Here is an 18,077-nt window from a genome sequence, read left to right as displayed (position 1 = left end):
TCCCAGTCCTGACGCGGTGCCGTTCTCGACGTTCCTGTGGCTCATTCGTTACTTGCGCAAGCCCGATGGGCGAATATGATCGGGATTGTGCGGTTTTGCACACCCCCTGCACGTTACAAAGGAGTCAACATGCAAGAGCTCAACGGGGATCATGGGATCGCCCGCCGCACCCTGCTGAAGGGCGCCGGAGTCGGAGCGCTCGGACTGGGCGCGGTTCCGCTGCTGGCAGCCTGTACAGGCACCACGTCCGGAGGGGGCTCCTCGGGCGGTGGAAAGACGCTCTCGTTCGGATCCAACGCCTCCGACCCGGTCCCGAAGAAGGCTTACGCCTCGTTCGTCAGCGCCTTCGAGAAGAAGTCCGGCGACAAGGTCACCGTCAACACGGTCGACCACAACGGATTCCAGAACAAGATCAACAACTACCTGCAGGGCAGCCCCGACGACGCATTCACGTGGTTCGCCGGTTACCGCATGCAGTACTACGCGAAGAAGGGCCTCGTCGCCGACGTCACCGACGTCTGGGACAAGATCGGCAGCAACTTCTCCTCCGCACTGAAGAAGGCGTCGACGGGCGAGGACGGCAAGCAGTACTTCGTGCCGAACTACAACTACCCATGGGGCTTCTTCTACCGCAAGTCGTTCTGGCAGTCGAAGGGCTACCAGGTTCCGACGACCTTCGACCAGCTCGAGACGCTGTGCAAGCAGATGCAGGCCGACGGCATCATCCCGATCCAGTTCGCCGACAAAGACGCATGGCCCGCCTGCGGCACGTTCGACTACATCAACATGCGCACCAACGGCTACCAGTTCCACGTCGACCTCTGCGCGCACAAGGAGTCCTGGAACCAGAAGAAGGTGCAGGACGTCTTCGACAACTGGAAGATCCTGCTGCCCTACCAGGACCCCGACGCGCTCGGCCTGACCTGGCAGGATGCCGCGCAGAAGCTCGCGCAGAACAAGTCGGGCATGATGCTGCTCGGCTCGTTCATCACGCAGCAGTTCACCGACCCGACGGTGCTCGCCGACATCGACTTCTTCCCGTTCCCGTCGATCGCGGTCGAGGGACAGGATGCCGTCGAGGCACCCATCGACGGGCTCATGCTCTCCAAGAAGGGCGGCCAGAACCAGGCCGCGCGCGACATGCTGCAGTACATGGGCACGGGCGCCGGCCAGGAGGCCTACTACTCGGTGGACAAGTCCAACATCATGACCGCGAAGGATGCCGACACCTCCGGGTACAGCGCCTTCACCAAGAAGCTGGGCGGCATCATCGCCGACGCGAAGTTCATCAGCCAGTTCTTCGACCGCGACGCGTTGCCCGCGATGGCATCCAATGTTCTCGAGCCTGCGATGCAGACGTTCATCAAGAACGGCAGCATCGACCTGAGCAACATCGAGTCGCAGGCGAAGACGCTGTACGCGGCTGAATAGCCGAAAGCGAAGCGTTCGTCATGGCGGTCACGTCTGCAGACACGCAGAAGACCGTCGCTTCCGGGCGGGGTAAGGCCCCCGCCCGGAAGCGAGGTCGCCTGCGTCAGTTCACGCGCCGAGACCTGGTCACGCTGTCGATCATGGTGGGCATCCCCACCCTGATCCAGCTTGTCCTCGTCTGGTTGCCCACCCTGTTCTCCGTCGGCTTGTCGTTAGTTCGATGGAACGGCCTCGACTTCAGCGACATGAAGTGGGCCGGACTGAGCAATTACCAGTACATCTTCCAGGACTACACGCCGTTCTGGCCTGCGGTGCTGCACAACATAATCTGGCTGCTCTTCCTCGGCGTCATTGGAACGCCGCTGGGTCTGCTGCTCGCGGTGCTGCTCGACCAGGCCATCCGCGGCAGCCGCGTCTACCAGAGCATCTTCTTCGTTCCAGTGATGCTCTCGCTCGCGCTGATCGGCATCATCTGGCAGCTGTTCTACTCGCAAGACAACGGCCTGCTGAACTTCCTGCTCGGCACGGCAGGCACACCGCATGCGGTGGACTGGCTGGGTAATCCGAGCGTCAACCTCTGGGCGGCCATGGTGGCCGCCACCTGGCGACATGCCGGCTACGTCATGATCCTGTATCTGGCCGGGCTGAAGAGCGTCGACCCCGGTCTGCGCGAAGCGGCTTCGCTCGACGGCGCCAACGGCTGGCAGGCGTTCTTCCGCGTCGTCTTCCCGGCGATGAAGCCCACCAACATCATCATCGTCGTCATCACGATCATCGAGTCGCTTCGTGCGTTCGACATCGTCTACGTCATCAACAAGGGCACGAACGGCCTCGAGCTGCTCAGCGTGCTCGTCATCCAGAACCTGGTAGGTGAAGGGCAGGTGATCGGGGTCGGATCGGCGCTCGCCGTCGTTCTCCTGGTCATCTCGCTCGTGCCCATCGTGTTCTACCTGGCCCGCACCTTCCGGAGGGAGAAAGAATGACCGCCACGACCACGTCGGTCCGTATCCCGCCGCACGCGCCGGCATCCGCCCGCCGGAAGAAGAATCACCACTGGGGCACCCTCGTCTTCATCCTCGTGATGGTGATCATGTGGTTGCTCCCACTGGTGTGGGCGCTGTACACGTCGCTTCGGCCCAAGGCCGACACCGACAAATTCGGCTACTTCTCGATCGGGGGCACGTTCAACTTCCAGAACTACATCGACGCGTGGAACCAGGGCGGCTTTCCGACCTACTTCGGCAACTCGGTCATCATCACCGTTCCCTCGGTGCTGCTGATCCTGTTCTTCGCCTCGATGATGGCGTTCGCGGTCTCGCGCTTCAGTTGGCGGTTCAACGTCACCCTGCTGATCATGTTCACTGCTGGCAACCTGTTGCCTCCGCAGGTGCTCGCGGCGCCACTGTTCGAGCTGTTCAAGCACACCACGCTGCCGTACTTCATAAGCGACTCCGGCTCGCTGCTGAACACCTACGTCAGCGTCATCGCGGTGAACACGGCATTCCAGATCGGTTTCTGCACGTTCGTGCTGTCCAACTTCATGAAGGCCATACCGCATGAGCTCACCGAGGCTGCGAGGGTCGACGGTGCGAGCGTCTGGCGGCAGTACTGGAACATCATCCTGCCCCTGACCAGGCCCGCTCTCGCGGCCCTTGGCACGCTCGAGGTCATCTTCATCTACAACGACTACTTCTGGCCGTTGATCTTCATCCAGTCAGGCGACCGGCTGCCGGTGACCACCGCCATCAACAATCTGCAGGGCCAGTTCCTCTCGAACTACAACCTGCTGGCGGCGGGCGCGATGATCACCGTCATCCCCACGCTCGTCATCTATCTGGTGCTGCAACGGCAGTTCGTGGCCGGCCTCACCCTGGGCGCGAGCAAGGGATAGCCCCATGATGCTCGCTGCCGCGCGTCAAAGCGCGATCGTCACGCGCGCCCGCGAACGGGGCACAGTGCGAGTCACGGAGCTCGCCGCCCAGTTCGAGGTGAGCGAGATGACGGTGCGCCGTGACATCGACGTGCTCGTCTCCAGCGGCCTGCTGGAGCGCGTGCACGGCGGTGCGACCCTGCCGGGGGGAGGACTGAGCACCGACGAGCCCGGCTTCGAGTCGAAGATCGTGCGCGAGGAGCAGGAGAAGCTTGCGATAGCGCGGGAGGCGGCATCCCTGGTGCGCCCGGGGAGCGCCATAGGCATCAGCGCGGGAACCACTACCTGGCGTCTCGCGTCGCTGCTTGCGAACGGTCCGCTGGAGTGCACTGTGGTGACGAACTCGGTGCAGGTGGCGAGCGCGCTCTACCCGCGAGCCGCAAGTGGACAGGGGCACGTCATCCTGACCGGCGGCGAACGGACGCCCTCTGATGCCCTGGTCGGCCCGATCGCGATCTCCGCCCTTCGGCAGTTGCACCTCGACTTCCTCTTCCTCGGCGTGCACGGCATGGACGAGCGCGAGGGGTTCACCACGCCCAACCTGCTCGAGGCGGAAACCGATCGAGCCTTCGTCGCAGCGGCACGCCGCGTGGTGGTGCTGGCCGACCATACGAAATGGGGAACAGTAGGAATGTCCACCATCGCCGAGCTCGACGAGGCCGCTGTGGTGATCAGTGACGACGGCCTGAGCCGCCACGCGCGTGAGGTGCTCTCCGCGCGTGCCGGTGAGTTGCGCGTCGTCACCGAGGAATCGACTCGTACGCGATCGGAGGCCGCATCATGATCGACCGTCTGTACCTGCGTTCTGCAGGGGTGAGCATCCTGCTCGACCTGCGCGACGGCGACGCCCGCGTGGCGCACTGGGGAGCCGATCTGGGGGAGCACGCGCCGGATGCCGTAGCGCTCGAGCCCTCTGTGCCGAACTCGGCATCGGATGAGCCGTCGCCGGTTTCGCTGATTCCGCAGGGTTCGAGGGGATGGCGCGGAACCCCCGGGATCTCCGGCGACCGCGAGTCGAGGTCCTACTCACTCCGGCTCGTGCTGCAGAACGTCGAGGCGGACGATGCGCGCGCCGTGCTGACGCTGAGCGACGAGGCGGCAGGCGTCGTCGTGCGAAGCACGCTCGCGCTCGAGCCGTCCGGGCTGCTGCTGATCGATAACGAACTCGAGAACGCCGGTGAGGGCGAGTTCAGGGTGGCATCCCTCGACACGACGCTCCCCGTGCCGTCGCAGGCGACGGAGGCGCTCGATCTCACGGGGCGCTGGGCCAGGGAGAAGCACCCGCAGCGCAGGCACATCGACCAGGGAACGTGGGTTCGCGACGGCAGGCATGGCCGCACCGGGCACGATTCGACGCTGGTCATCGCCGCAGGGACTCCCGGTTTCGGTTGGCGCTCGGGCGAGGTCTGGGCGCTGCACCTGGGCTGGAGCGGCGATCACACCAGTCGAGTCGAGCGCTCAGGTGACGGGCAGAAGGTGGTCGCGGTCGGCGAGCTGCTGCATTCGGGCGAGCTCGTGCTCACGCCTGGCGAGGTCTACCGTGCACCGCGTGCGTTCGCTTCGTACTCCGCCCACGGGCTCGACGGGATCAGCGCGAGCTTCCACGAATGGATGCGAGCCAGGCCGCAGCATCCCTCGTCGCCGCGGCCCGTCGTTCTCAACACGTGGGAGGCGGTGTACTTCAACCACGACCTGAACGTGCTGAAGCAGCTGGCCGACTCGGCGGCCGAGCTCGGCGTCGAGCGGTTCGTGCTCGACGACGGTTGGTTCGTGGGCCGCAGGGACGACACCGCAGGACTCGGCGACTGGTTCGTCGACCCCGATGTGTGGCCGCAGGGCCTCACGCCCCTGACCGACCACGTGAAGTCTCGCGGCATGCAGTTCGGTCTGTGGGTCGAGCCCGAGATGATCAACGAGGACTCCGACCTGGCGCGCGCGCATCCTGACTGGATCTCAGGGCCCGGCGACCGTCTCTCGTTGCGCTGGCGGCACCAGCAGGTGCTCGACCTCGTGAACCCGGATGCCTGGGACTACATCTACGAGCGCCTCGACGCCCTGCTCACCGAGTACCCGATCGACTACCTGAAGTGGGACCAGAACCGTGACCAGCTCGAGCTCGGACACGACGGCACGTCGTCGACGCATGAGCAGACACTCGCCGCGTATCGCATGTTCGACGCGCTTCGTGCCGCGCATCCTGACGTGGAGATCGAGAGCTGTTCCTCGGGTGGCGCCCGCGTGGACCTGGGCATTCTGCAGCGCACCGACCGGGTGTGGGCATCCGACACCAACGACGCGCTCGAGCGTCAGACGATCCAGAGGTGGACCGGCCTCGTTCTGCCGCCGGAGCTCGTCGGCTCGCACGTCGGCCCGGGCACCTCTCACACCACCCGGCGTACGCACGCACTGTCGTTTCGTGCGATCACGGCCCTGTTCGGCCACTTCGGTGTGGAGTGGGACGTGCGTCGGCTCACGGATTCGGAGCGGGCCGAGCTCGGTGGCGCGATCGAGTTCTACAAGGCGCAGCGCGGCCTGATCCACAGCGGACGGGCAGTCCGCATCGACCGGCCGGACGACACGGATACGGCGTACGGCGTGGTGGCGCAGGACCGTTCTCGCGCACTCGTCGTGTACGGGGCACTGGCCACCTCGGCCGACGAGGCGCCGTCGCGGCTGCGTATCCCCGGGCTCGACCCGGGGCGCGTCTATCGTGTGTCGCCCGGGCTTCCTGTCGACAGGCACGGTGTGGCGCACCGTTCCCTTCCGGCCTGGGTCAAGGCTGACGGCGTCACCATGAGCGGTCGTGCGCTCGAGGTCGTCGGGCTCGCCATGCCCGGGCTTCACCCTGAACACGCGATCGTGCTCGAGGTGGCGGCCGAGTAGAAGCGACGGCTCGCCGATTGACGATTCCGGTCAATCCTCGCGACAAAGCGTGATGCAAGCCTCACGCTCGAGGTATGTCCATCACGATTCCTGTGGGGAAGTCCGAGTTCGACTTCGCGGTATCCCACGTGGCAGAGCTCGTTGCGGCGTTGCACGTCTATTCGGAGTCCGGTCACCATCCCGAACGACGGGCATGGGCCGAGCGCGTCCGCGACATCCTCAGCCCCGAGCTGTCGGAGCAGATCGCGGCCAGCGACTATCTCTGGAGGGTGTCGCGCCCCGACATTTTCCTGCCAGCCTCTGACGGATCGAGCCTGTCCGATGAACTGGATGCGATAGACCGGCTTTCGAACGAGGACTGGGTAAAGAGCGTTCTCATCACGTTCAGCTGTGGAACCCTCCGCATGCGCGCGGACCTCGGATCACCGCTGACCGACCACCGTGCAGGCAGCGAAGCCCGAGAGCGGGCGGCTGCGAGGGGTCCGCAAGCGCTTGGATTCGTCGAGTCGGTCATTGCCGACCCGGAAGGGGCCCGCCGTCGAATGCGCGAGGTGGTCACCGGGTTCGACCAGGAGATCTTCGCGCAGGAGTGGTCGACGCTCGGTGCGGCCATCAACGCCGAGGCGCGGGGGAGGCGCGACGTACTCGGCGTTGTCGGCCCTGCACCGACACTGGCCGGCATGTCCATGGCGCTCACCCTGGTAGGCGACGCCGTGGTGGTGGACAAGTTGCAGGATGCTCGCGCAAGCGGCGCCTCGGGGCTCACGTTCCTTCCCACGGTGATGGGAGACCCACACATACTCGTGGCGTACGCGCCCGGCCGCCGGCCTGTCGTGCAGTATCCGGTTCATCGCGGCGTCGGTTCACCTGAGGCATCCCTGGATCGCGTGCAGGACATGCTTGCCGCTCTGGATCATCCGTTGCGCCTCCGTCTTCTGCGAAGCCTCGTGCGGGGCACTCGCACGACCGCCGAGCTTGCACAGAGCTGGGATGTGTCGGCGCCAGAGGTATCCCGGCATCTGGCGCTGCTCCGCGACGCGGGCCTCGTCACTTCGCGCCGCGACGGGCGGTTCGTGCGCTACCGCGCAGACGCCGTGGTCCTCCAGCGACTGGGCTCCGATCTCTTGTCAGGACTCCTGCGATGAGCGGCGAGGCCCTCCGGGTCCGCGGTGGCCAGCCGAGCACGGGCTCTTGGTGGCGTGTCGCTCGCTCGTGGAGAGTGCTGTTGCGCGGATCGGATGCCTCGTCGCTCGCTCGCGACGAGCGGATCCGTCGCTTTGAACTGCAGAGACAGCTCGAGTGCGAACGTGATCGTGCCATGCGGCGCCTCTACGGCTGGCGGTGATGGGTGCGTCAGTTCTGCACCGCTTCCGTCTCATTACGCCCATCGTGATCCACGGTTCTCCACGTGTCACTTCTCCGTTGCCTCTCGTCTTCCGCTCGGTTCTTCCGCTGCTGCGTTTCTTCGCGGTCAGGGTTGTGCATAGGGGCGCCGGAGTGTCGGTGGTGGGGCGTAGGTTCGAAGGTATGTACGAACCCGATGTGATTGTTTCCGCGGAGGTTGAGGACGTGCCGTGGTGGGAGGATCCGGAGTTGCCGTCTTCGGCCGCGGAGATGGCGTGTTCTGCTGCGCTTGTGTCTGCGGAGGTGGTGTTGGGGTTCGTGTTGGGTGATGCGGTGGGGTCGCAGACGGTGGTGTATCAGCAGGCGGCCAGGCAGGTGTTCGCGATCCGGGACGCGTTTCGGATCGCCCGGCAGAATCCGCGCATTTATGTACCGGTCGGCATGAGGGATCGGGATCCGCGGGTGGATGAGGTGGATTTCGCGCAACGGTCGGTCGCGTTCGATCTGGCGCAACGGTTGCAGGTGAGTGAGAACGTGGTGCGTTCGATGGCGTTCCAGGGCGAGGTGCTGTCGGCCTCTTTGCCCGGTCTGTGCGGGCTGTTCATGGCTGGTCTCATCTCGCCGCAGCATGCCAGGGCTGCGGTGGAAGCCTCGGTCGGGCTTCCGGATCAGGCGGCGTTTGAGGCGTTTGACGCGAAGCTGACCGGGATCGCGGAACGGGTAAGGGCAGGTGAGTTCGCCCGTCGCTGCCGGTTGTTGCGGGAACGGTTGTGTGCTGACACGGTGCAGGAACGGCATCAGGAAGCGCTGCGCTGCCGCCGGGTGGTGGTGGAGCCGGCCGAGGATGCCATGGCCTGGCTGCACCTGTACGGGCCGATCGTGCAGATCGCGCAAGCCGAAGCCGCACTCACCGCCGCAGCACGCCGCCTCCACACGAGGGAGGGTGAGTCGCGCACCCTTGATCAGTTGCGGGCCGACCTCGCCCTGCACTTCCTCACCGCCAACGGCAGCGCAGGTGCCGGTAGCACGGGCGGCACGGGCAGCAGCGCTGGTGTCAGCGGCCGGAGCGGCACGGGCGGGTCTGCCGGTAACGGTGTGCAGCCGGTGGTGTTGATGGATGCTGACGGCCGGTTCGCGGAACTCCTCGGCTACGGGCCGATCCCAGCCCAGACCGCGGGTCGCGTGTTACGGGATGCTCCCGCGTTCCGCAAAGTGGTCGCTGATCCGGGCTCCCCGGCCGGGTTGAACCTGGATGCCAGACGATACCGGCCAACCCCTGACCAGAAACGGTGGCTGACGATCAGGTACGGGCTCGACGACGACGCCGCACCCTACCTGGCTACCGGGGTCACCAGCGGGGGTGAGATCGACCACGTCATCGAATGGCAACACGGTGGCACCACCGAGGTGACCAACCTGGTCCCACTGAAACCACGACTGCACCGACTCAAAACCGTCACCCGGATCCGCATCGACCCCAAACCCGACGGCGGCATCCGAGTGCGAACACCCACCGGCCACGACACCGACCCACCACCCTTCTAACAGGCAGGGCCACTTCTAGGTGCCGAGCGAGCGCTGCGCCGGCGAGCGCTGCCGCATGCTGCCAGGGTCGCCGCTCGCTGCCGCGCGCTGCCGCACGCGCCGCACGCTGCTGCGCGCACGCTGCTGCGCGCACGCTGATTCGACCCTGTCGTCGCCGCAGACGACAATGGAGCGCGGACGCGAGGAGGCGTGATGACCGACGACGAGAAGGTTCCGCACGACGAAGTGGCTGACCGGTACGAAGACGGCATCGTCACCGATTTCAGCACCAGGATGAGCTATTCGTCATACCTGGGCCTCGACATGCTGCTCGCCGCACAGCATCCGGTGAGCCGCCCTGAGCACCACGACGAACTGCTGTTCATCGTTCAGCATCAGACCACCGAGCTGTGGCTGAAGCTCGTTCTGCACGAGCTCACCGATGCGTGCAGGCTGCTTCGTGACGATCAGCTGCAGCCTGCGCTCAAGCGCATCGCTCGCGTGAAGCACATCCAGCGCACGCTGACCGACCAGTGGTCGGTTCTCGCCACGCTGACGCCGACGGAGTACGCCCAATTCCGCGGGTTCCTCGGCAACTCGTCTGGCTTCCAGTCCTGGCAGTACCGTGCTGTCGAGTTCACGCTCGGCAACAAGGATGCCCGCATGCTGCAGGTCTTCGAGAGCGACCATGCCGCGCACGAGCTGCTCGCGGGCATCCTGGCCGCCCCGACGCTCTACGACGAGTTCCTGCGCCATCTCGCACGTGCCGGCTTCGCGGTGCCCGAGTCGGTGCTCGAGCGAGATGTGACGAAGGCATACCGCATGCATGATGAACTCATGCCCGTCATTCGCGAGATCTACGAGAAGGCCGACGAGCACTGGTCGGCGTACGAAGCGTGCGAAGAGCTTGTCGACCTGGAGGAGAACTTCCAGTTGTGGCGGTTCAGGCACTTGAAGACCGTGCAGCGCACGATCGGCATGAAGACCGGCACCGGGGGTTCGAGCGGAGCCCCGTTCCTGCAGAAGGCGCTCGACATCGTGTTCTTCCCTGAGCTGTACGCGGTGCGCACCCAGATCGGAGCAACGGCGTGAGAGACGGAGCCCGATGCTAGAGGAAGGCCAGATCGTCGCGTTCGAGGGTGCATGGACCGGGTCGTTCCGCGGTCGAAGCTCGTACATGCTGCGTGATGGCCTGCTGCACCCGGCTCCCATCGACGCCGATCCCGACCTCGCCGTGCCAGGCACGCTGTTCCCGCGACTGACCGACCACCACGTACACCTCGAACTCATCGACCCCGAGCCTCTGCTCGACGGCGGCATCACCCACGTCGTCGACCTCGGGGGAGACCCGGCCATGACGGGGAGACTGCGCAGGGATGCCGCATTCCCCGGCTCGACGCTGCCCGACATCCATATCGCAGGCGCCTTCCTCACTTGCAATGGCGGCTACCCGAGCGGCAGGCAGTGGGCATCCGATGCCGCAGTGGTCGAGTTGAGCGATCCGGAGGAGGCCGAGACCGTCGTGCGCGCACAGGCGGCAGCCGGAGCATCCGTGATCAAGGTCACGCTCAACGGCGCGGCCGGACCCGTGCCCTCGCCCGAACTGCTCGCCGCCATCGTCACGGCAAGCCGCGGTGAAGGCGTACCGGTTGCCGCGCACGTTGAGGGGGAGGGTATGACGTCGAGAGCGCTGGATGCCGGCGTCAACGTGATCACGCACGCGCCGTTCACCGAGCACCTCGACGCCGACCTCGTCGCCCGCATGTCCAGAGCGGGCACGGCCGTCATCTCCACCCTCGATATCCACGGCTGGGGCGAAGCCACACCCGAGTTCGAGACGGCTCTCGACAATGTCCGGCACCTCGCCGCGGCGGGCGTTCGCGTGCTCTACGGAACAGACCTCGGCAACGGTCCGCTGCCGTCGGGCGTCAACGCGCGCGAGCTCGCTGCGCTCGCCTCTGCGGGCCTCGACAGGGAGTCCCTCGTCGCCGGCATCGCGGGCGCCTCGCACGGCGACACGGTGGGGCCGCGACTCGCCTGGGTGCCTGGTGCGCCACCCGAGGGCGCCTCCGAGACGGCTCACTGGCTTTCGAGGGCGCGTGCCACCACCATCGACTACCTGGAGGAGACGCTGGAATGACGAGACGCTCAGGAAGGGCAGCGCGATGACGGCACCCGATCCCTTCCTCGCCTACGCGCGCAGGGCAGATCGCAGCGACGGGCTCGCGCACTTCCGCTCGAGGTTCGTCGACTCAGAGGGCCTTGTCGCCTACTTCGACGGAAACTCCCTCGGCAGGCCCACCGAAGCGAGCGTGGAGCGCGTCCACCGATTCCTGACGCAGGACTGGGCGGGCAGGCTCATCCGCGGCTGGGACGAGCAATGGATGGAGCTGCCCTTCGCCATCGGAGACCGCATCGGCAGGGCCGCGCTCGGTGCGGCATCCGGTCAGACCGTCGTCGGCGACTCGACGACCGTTCTGCTGTACAAGCTCGCCAGGGCAGCGGTCGACGCCCCTCGCGGCGCGGGCCGACGCACCGAGATCGTGCTCGACACCGACAACTTCCCGACCGACCGATACGTGCTCGACGGGGTCGCGGCCGAACGCGGGCTCACGCTGCGCTGGATCGAGGCCGATACGGCGTCCGGAGTGACGGCGGAGCAGGTCGCGGCAGCCGTGGGGAAGCAGACGGCGCTCGTCGTGCTGAGCCACGTTGCCTATCGCTCGGGGTTCCTGGCCGACGCCCAGCGCATCACACGCATCGCTCACGACGCGGGCGCGCTCGTGCTGTGGGATCTCTGCCACTCCGTGGGCTCAGTGCCGATCGAACTCGACGCGTGGGAGGTCGACCTCGCCGTCGGCTGCACGTACAAGTACCTGAACGGCGGCCCCGGCTCGCCGGCCTTCGCATACGTGCGCGCCGACCTGCACGACGTGCTGCGCCAGCCGATCCAGGGCTGGATGGGCTCCTCGGATGTCTTCACCATGGGCCCCGAGTACCGTGCGGCCGACGGGATGCGCCGTTTCCTCAGCGGGACTCCGCCCATCCTCGGCATGCTCGCCATGCAGGACACCCTCGAGATGATCGAGGACCGCGGGATCGAAGCGGTGCGCGCCAAATCACTCGCACTCACGCAGTTCGCGATCGAGCTGACCGACGAATGGCTCGTGCCGCTCGGTGCGACCCTGGCATCACCGCGGGACGCCGCTCACCGAGGCGGGCACGTGACGGTGCAGCATCCCGCAATGCGCGACGTCACCGCAAGGCTGTGGGAGCGGGGAGTCATCCCCGACTACCGCGAACCAGGAGGGCTGCGCATCGGACTCTCGCCGCTGTCGACGTCGTTCCAGGAGACGTACGAGGGCATGGCCGCAGTGCGGGACGCCCTGCGCGAGCACTTGCTGGCCGCGTCGGGTTTAGGGTAGCGCCGTGCCGATCTCGCCCGTGCCGAACCCGCCCGCCCCGAAGACGCTCGAACAACGTCTTTCCGCCGAAGGCCTCGACCTCCCACGAGTCGTTCCGTCTGCACCGGATGCCTGGCCCGACTGGGCCGCGTCGCGCGTAGAGCTGTTCGCGTCGACCATGTACGGCAGGACTCCCTCGGGAGGGAGGCTCGCCGACGTTGCTCTCCGCTCGACTGAGCCCGGGGCTCTGAGGCTGCAAAGCGACGCCCACACGAGCCCCGTCGACCGCCTGCGACACAGCGTCACGGTCGAAGGTCCGCTTGGCGCCCTCGTGATCGACACCCTGCTGCACCTTCCGTCGGCGGCGAGCGCGGAGCATCCGGTTCCCGTCGTCGTTGGGCTGAACTTCGACGGAAACGACGAGACGATCGATGGCGACCAGGCCGACCGCTGGCCATATGACATCGCCGCCGAGGCTGGATTCGCCGTGCTGACCGCCGACTACCGCCAGATCGAGCCGGACGATCCGCACTCCGAGGTGCCCGGGGTGCGTGCGCTCTTTCCCTCGACCGGGTGTGTCGAGGCACCGTGGGGCGCGTTGGGCGCATGGGCGTGGGGCCTGTCGCGTCTGCTCGACGCTGCCGAGACGATCGAAGGCATCGACGCGTCGCGCGCGGTCGTGCTCGGCCACTCCCGGTTGGGCAAAGCGGCCCTCTGGGCGGGCGCGCAGGACGCGCGATTCGCGGTCGTGGCCTCGAATGACTCCGGCTGCGGTGGTGCGTCGTTGTTCCGTCATGCCGGAGGTGAGGATCTGGCCACGATCACCACCGTGTTCCCGCATTGGTTCACACCGTCGTTCGCGTCGTTCGCCGGAGCCGAGCAGCGCCTGCCCGTAGACCAGCACGAACTTCTCGCCTGCATCGCGCCCCGCCACGTCTACGTTGCGAGCGCGATCGACGACGACTGGGCCGACCCGGCCGGGGAGTACCTCGCGACGCTGGCAGCCACACCCGCCTTCGAACTGCACGGGATGAGCGGCCCGCTGGTCGCGGATCCGCTACCCGAACTGGGCGTCTCGACCGGAGAAGGGATCGGCTACCACGTGCGAGCCGGGGGCCACGACCTCACAGCCGAAGACTGGGGACACGTGCTGGCATTCGCCCGCCACGCCTTCTCGATGCCCGCTCTCGAGCAGGCGTAACGCGGCGGAGGCGGCGCATCCGCTCCATTTAGGATGGAACGCATGTCCGACGGTGCTTCCTTCTACATCACCACGCCCATTTTTTACGTGAATGATGTTCCGCACATCGGGCACGCCTACACGGAGGTCGCGGCGGATGTGCTGGCCCGCTGGCATCGGCAGGCGGGCGACGACACGTGGCTCCTGACGGGCACCGACGAGCATGGCCAGAAGATCCTGCGCACCGCCACGGCCAACGGTCTCGAGCCACGAGAATGGGCCGACCGGCTCGTGGCATCCGCGTGGAAGCCACTGCTGGAGACCGTCGACATCGCGAACGACGACTTCATCCGCACGACCGACGAGCGGCACGAGGAGGCGGTCACCCGCTTTCTGCAGAAGCTGTACGACGACGGCCACATCTATGCCGGCGAGTACGAGGGCTACTACTGCGTCGGGTGCGAGGAGTACAAGCAGCGCGATGAGCTCGACGAACCGCTGACGGGCGAGTACCAGGGCCAACTGGTCTGCAAGATCCACTCGCGGCCCATCGAGATCCTCAAGGAGAAGAACTACTTCTTCCGCATGAGCGCGTTCGCCGAGCGGCTGCTCGACCTGTACGAGTCGCGTCCCGACTTCGTGCAGCCGGAGAGCGTGCGCAACGAGATCGTGCAGTTCGTGCGGCAAGGACTCTCGGACCTCTCCATCTCGCGGTCGAGCTTCGACTGGGGCATCAAGGTGCCGTGGGATCCGTCGCACGTCGTCTACGTGTGGTTCGACGCGCTGCTCAACTACACGACAGCGGTGGGTTACGGGAGCGACCAGGAGCTCTTCGACCGTCGCTGGCCCGCCTACCACCTCGTCGGCAAAGACATCGCCAGGTTCCACGCCGTCATCTGGCCGGCCATGCTCATGGCCGCCGGCCTCGAGGTGCCGCACCGTGTGTTCGGCCACGGATGGCTGCTCGTCGGCGGCGAGAAGATGAGCAAGTCGAAGCTCACGGGCATCGCCCCTTCGCAGATCACCGACACGTTCGGTTCGGATGCCTTCCGCTACTACTTCATGCGCGCCATCAGCTTCGGGCAGGACGGCTCGTTCAGCTGGGAGGACCTCTCCGCGAGATACCAGGCCGAGCTGGCGAACGGTTTCGGCAACCTCGCGTCCCGGGTCATCGCCATGCTGCAGCGCTACTTCGACGGCGAGGTACCCTCCTCTGGCACGCCGACGGATGCCGACCTCGCCATCTGCTCGACGGTCGCGGATGCCGCGGCGAACGCCGACGCCGCCGTCGAGCGTTTCGCAATCCACGATGCACTCGCCGCGGTGTGGACGATCGTCGACGAACTCAACGGCTACATCACGGAGCAAGAGCCGTGGGTGCTGGCGAAAGACGAGACCAGCCGGGAGCGGCTGCAGACCGTGCTCTACACGGCGGCCGAGGGGCTGCGCGCGCTTGCCGTGCTGCTCTCGCCGGTCATCCCGAAGGCGACCGCCGAGCTGTGGGAGGCGCTGGGCGCCGCGCAGGCACTCGGCCAGTTGTCGGCGCAGCCGCTTCGCGACGCTGGACGGTGGGGGCAGCTGCCTGCGGGCATCCGCGTTTCGCCGCTCACAGCGCTCTTCCCGCGAATCGACCAGGTCGCCGTCGCCTGAGCCGCCCATGCCCAGCGACCCGACGTACCCGCCGCTGCCGACGCCGCTCGTGGTGCCGGTGTACGACAACCACACGCACATCGATCCCTCATCGCGCCCGGGGCGGATCGAAGAGGGCTTCGCGCTGGACTATCGCGAGCACCTCGACAGGGCGTCGTCCGTCGGTGTGCGCGGCGTCGTGCAGGTAGGCACCGACGTCGGTTCGTCGATCTGGGCGGCGGAGACCGCTGCAGTGGAGCCCCGAATGCTGGCGGCCGTCGCCATCCATCCGAACGATGCGCCGGAGCTGGATGCCGCCGGCGAGCTCGACGACGCGCTCGCCGTGATCGACGGTCTCGCCGCTCGCCCTCGGGTGCGGGCGATCGGTGAGACCGGGCTCGATTTCTACCGCACCGACGAGAACGGACGTGCCGCTCAGTTCCGCTCGTTCGAGGCGCACATCGAGATGGCCAAGCGGCACTCGCTCGCCCTGCAGATCCACGACAGGGACGCCCACGGCGACGTCATCTCCACGCTCACGCGGGTGGGCGCGCCAGATACCGTCGTGTTCCACTGCTTCTCCGGCGGCCCCGATCTGGCAGAGGTCTGCGCAGACAACGGCTGGTACATGTCGTTCGCGGGAACCGTCACGTTCAAGAACGCGCAGAACCTCCGCGACGCACTGCAGACCGCGCCGCGTTCGCTGCTGCTCGTTGAGACGGACGCGCCCTACCTCACGCCCACCCCGTTCCGCGGCCGCCCGAACGCGCCATACCTCATACCGCACACCGTGCGCGCAATGGCCGAGGCGATCGGCACCGACGCCTCGGTGCTGGCAGCGCAGCTCGTCTCGAACACGGAACTCGTCTACGGAAAGTGGGACTCGGAGCCGGTACAGGCCCCGCCCACGGAGCCGACCGGCATCATCGCGTGACCCGCGGAAGGCTCGACATGCAACTCCTGGGACCATCACACATCCGCGATCTCGCCGAGCTGCTCGAGCTGACGCCGACGAAGAAGCTGGGGCAGAACTTCGTGATCGACGCCAACACGGTGCGGCGCATCGTGCGACTGGCGGAGGTGGGGGAGGGCGACGTCGTGCTCGAGGTCGGGCCCGGGCTCGGATCCTTGACGCTGGGGCTGCTGGAGGCAGGGGCATCCGTCATCGCCGTCGAAATCGACGGCCGGCTTGCTCGACAGCTCCCCGTGACCGTCGAGCAGCTCGCTCCCGAGGCGGTCGAGCGGCTCACCGTGGTGCATCAGGATGCCTTGACAATCCAAGACCCGCCGGCCGCGCCAGTGCGGCTCGTGGCGAACCTGCCGTACAACGTCTCGGTGCCCGTTCTGCTGCACCTGCTGCAAACGGTCCCGACACTGGAGTCCGGCGTCGTCATGGTGCAGGCGGAGGTGGGGCAGCGGCTGGCCGCGCATCCTGGCTCGAAGGTGTATGGATCCCCAAGCGTCAAGGCCGCCTGGTACGGGCAGTGGCGAACGGTCGGGCAGGTTTCACGGCAGGTGTTCTGGCCAGTGCCGAACGTGGACTCGATCCTGGTGGCGTTTCAGCGGCACGAGCATCCGGGAGACGAGGCGCTGCGCCGCAGGGTGTTCGAGGTAGTGGACGCCGCGTTCGGCCAGCGCCGCAAGATGCTGCGGCAGTCACTCGCGAGCGTGTACGGGGACTCGGCTGCGGCATCCGCCGCGCTGGAGGCGGCGGGTCTCGCCCCGACCGCAAGGGGCGAGGAGCTCACTCCCGCGCAGTTCGCCGGGCTGGCCCGGGGCAGCGCGCTCACCCCGTAGGTTTGTAGGCATGATGTCCGCCAGCCAGGGTCTGCCCGTGCACGCCCGCGCTCCCGGCAAGGTCAACCTCTATCTCGGTGTCGGCGCGCCAGGCGACGACGGCTATCACGAGGTAGCCACGGTCTACCAGGCCGTGTCGCTCTACGAAGACGTGCGGGTGTGGGCCGCCGACGACATCACCCTCAGCTTCAGCGGACCCATCGACTGCTCCGGCCTGGCCACCGATGAACGCAACATCGCGGTGCGGGCGGCGCAGCTCGTGGCCGACGCCGCGGGCGTGAGCGGCGGCGTGCGTATCGAGATCGAGAAGAACGTGCCGATAGCGGGCGGCATGGGCGGCGGTTCAGCGGATGCCGCTGCCACCCTCGTCGCGTGCGATGCGCTGTGGAACGTCGGGCTCTCCCGTGACCGCCTGCACGAACTGGCCGCGCAGCTGGGTGCCGACGTTCCGTTCGCGCTCGCCGGCGGGACGGCGATCGGGCTCGGGCGAGGCGACGAGCTGAGCCCCGTGCTGAGCCAGGGCCGGTTCGACTGGGTGTTGGTGCTGCCGCGCGGCGAACTGTCGACGCCCGCGGTGTATCGGGAGCTGGATGCCCACCGCGAACGGCATGCGGGTGAACTCGGGCCCGTGGTCGAGCATCCGTCGGTGAGCACGGCGTTGCTGCAGGCGTTGCGCGCGGGCGACCCGGCCCTGCTCGCCGAGAACCTGGCGAACGATCTGCAGGCGCCGGCCATCCATCTCTCGGACGAGCTCGCCGACGTTCTCGAGCTGGGGGAGCGCAGCGGAGCGTTGGCCGGCCTGGTCTCCGGATCGGGTCCGACCGTTGCCTTCCTCGCGGAGGACCGCGAATCGGCGATCGACCTGCAGATCGCGCTCAGCGCGGCGCAGCTGCGGGCACTACGGGTCTCCGCGCCGGTGCACGGCGCCCGCGTGATGTCGCTCGGCGGCTGATCG

Annotated in this window: 15 protein-coding genes; all 15 read left to right on the top strand. The window is 66.9% G+C overall.

Going from position 1 to position 18,077, the window contains the following annotated elements:
- Window positions 1–129: 129 nt before the first annotated feature.
- On the top strand, window positions 130–1,431 hold the full coding sequence (locus ACO2Q7_RS05205) for an ABC transporter substrate-binding protein (protein WP_423354554.1): 1,302 nt from the start codon (window positions 130–132) through the stop codon (window positions 1,429–1,431).
- Window positions 1,432–1,451: 20 nt separating this feature from the next.
- Window positions 1,452–2,414: a carbohydrate ABC transporter permease gene (locus tag ACO2Q7_RS05200; RefSeq protein WP_423354553.1), complete on the top strand. Its 963-nt coding sequence runs from the start codon at window positions 1,452–1,454 to the stop codon at window positions 2,412–2,414.
- The gene (locus tag ACO2Q7_RS05195; RefSeq protein ID WP_423354552.1) at window positions 2,411–3,322 is read left to right on the top strand and encodes a carbohydrate ABC transporter permease; all 912 of its coding nucleotides are present in this window, start codon (window positions 2,411–2,413) and stop codon (window positions 3,320–3,322) included. The genes ACO2Q7_RS05200 and ACO2Q7_RS05195 overlap by 4 nt, the downstream gene beginning before the upstream one ends.
- A gap of 7 nt (window positions 3,323–3,329) precedes the next feature.
- Window positions 3,330–4,145, top strand: a complete 816-nt coding sequence (locus tag ACO2Q7_RS05190; RefSeq protein ID WP_423355969.1) for a DeoR/GlpR family DNA-binding transcription regulator — start codon at window positions 3,330–3,332, stop codon at window positions 4,143–4,145.
- Window positions 4,142–6,244 (top strand): alpha-galactosidase, encoded by a 2,103-nt coding sequence (locus tag ACO2Q7_RS05185; RefSeq protein ID WP_423354551.1) that lies wholly within the window; start codon window positions 4,142–4,144, stop codon window positions 6,242–6,244. The genes ACO2Q7_RS05190 and ACO2Q7_RS05185 overlap by 4 nt, the downstream gene beginning before the upstream one ends.
- A 74-nt stretch (window positions 6,245–6,318) precedes the next feature.
- On the top strand, window positions 6,319–7,389 hold the full coding sequence (locus tag ACO2Q7_RS05180; protein ID WP_423354550.1) for a DUF5937 family protein: 1,071 nt from the start codon (window positions 6,319–6,321) through the stop codon (window positions 7,387–7,389).
- Window positions 7,390–7,771: 382 nt separating this feature from the next.
- Window positions 7,772–9,133 carry a DUF222 domain-containing protein gene (locus ACO2Q7_RS05175; RefSeq protein WP_423354549.1) on the top strand — a complete coding sequence of 454 codons (1,362 nt, stop codon included), beginning with the start codon at window positions 7,772–7,774 and terminating at the stop codon, window positions 9,131–9,133.
- Window positions 9,134–9,325: 192 nt separating this feature from the next.
- Complete coding sequence (gene kynA, locus ACO2Q7_RS05170; protein ID WP_423354548.1) at window positions 9,326–10,204, top strand: tryptophan 2,3-dioxygenase; 879 nt, start codon at window positions 9,326–9,328, stop codon at window positions 10,202–10,204.
- A 13-nt stretch (window positions 10,205–10,217) separates the two neighbouring features.
- Window positions 10,218–11,252, top strand: coding sequence for an amidohydrolase family protein (locus tag ACO2Q7_RS05165; protein ID WP_423354547.1), 1,035 nt, complete (start codon window positions 10,218–10,220; stop codon window positions 11,250–11,252).
- A gap of 25 nt (window positions 11,253–11,277) precedes the next feature.
- Window positions 11,278–12,537, top strand: a complete 1,260-nt coding sequence (locus ACO2Q7_RS05160; RefSeq protein ID WP_423354546.1) for a kynureninase — start codon at window positions 11,278–11,280, stop codon at window positions 12,535–12,537.
- Between the two features lie 4 nt (window positions 12,538–12,541).
- Window positions 12,542–13,717: a hypothetical protein gene (locus ACO2Q7_RS05155; protein ID WP_423354545.1), complete on the top strand. Its 1,176-nt coding sequence runs from the start codon at window positions 12,542–12,544 to the stop codon at window positions 13,715–13,717.
- Between the two features lie 42 nt (window positions 13,718–13,759).
- Window positions 13,760–15,346, top strand: a complete 1,587-nt coding sequence (gene metG, locus ACO2Q7_RS05150; protein WP_423354544.1) for a methionine--tRNA ligase — start codon at window positions 13,760–13,762, stop codon at window positions 15,344–15,346.
- A gap of 7 nt (window positions 15,347–15,353) precedes the next feature.
- The gene (locus ACO2Q7_RS05145) at window positions 15,354–16,259 is read left to right on the top strand and encodes a TatD family hydrolase (RefSeq protein WP_423354543.1); all 906 of its coding nucleotides are present in this window, start codon (window positions 15,354–15,356) and stop codon (window positions 16,257–16,259) included.
- A 17-nt stretch (window positions 16,260–16,276) separates the two neighbouring features.
- Entirely contained in the window at window positions 16,277–17,122 is an 846-nt protein-coding gene (gene rsmA / locus ACO2Q7_RS05140) for a 16S rRNA (adenine(1518)-N(6)/adenine(1519)-N(6))-dimethyltransferase RsmA (RefSeq protein ID WP_423354542.1), read from the top strand.
- A 13-nt stretch (window positions 17,123–17,135) separates the two neighbouring features.
- The gene (locus ACO2Q7_RS05135) at window positions 17,136–18,074 is read left to right on the top strand and encodes a 4-(cytidine 5'-diphospho)-2-C-methyl-D-erythritol kinase (protein WP_423355968.1); all 939 of its coding nucleotides are present in this window, start codon (window positions 17,136–17,138) and stop codon (window positions 18,072–18,074) included.
- Window positions 18,075–18,077 lie beyond the last annotated feature (3 nt).

The organism is Rathayibacter sp. KR2-224, from assembly GCF_049446075.1.
GTDB lineage: Bacteria > Actinomycetota > Actinomycetes > Actinomycetales > Microbacteriaceae > Humibacter.
The sequence above is the reverse complement of the archived record's forward strand: the minus strand, read 5'-3'. Positions and strand labels throughout refer to the sequence as shown.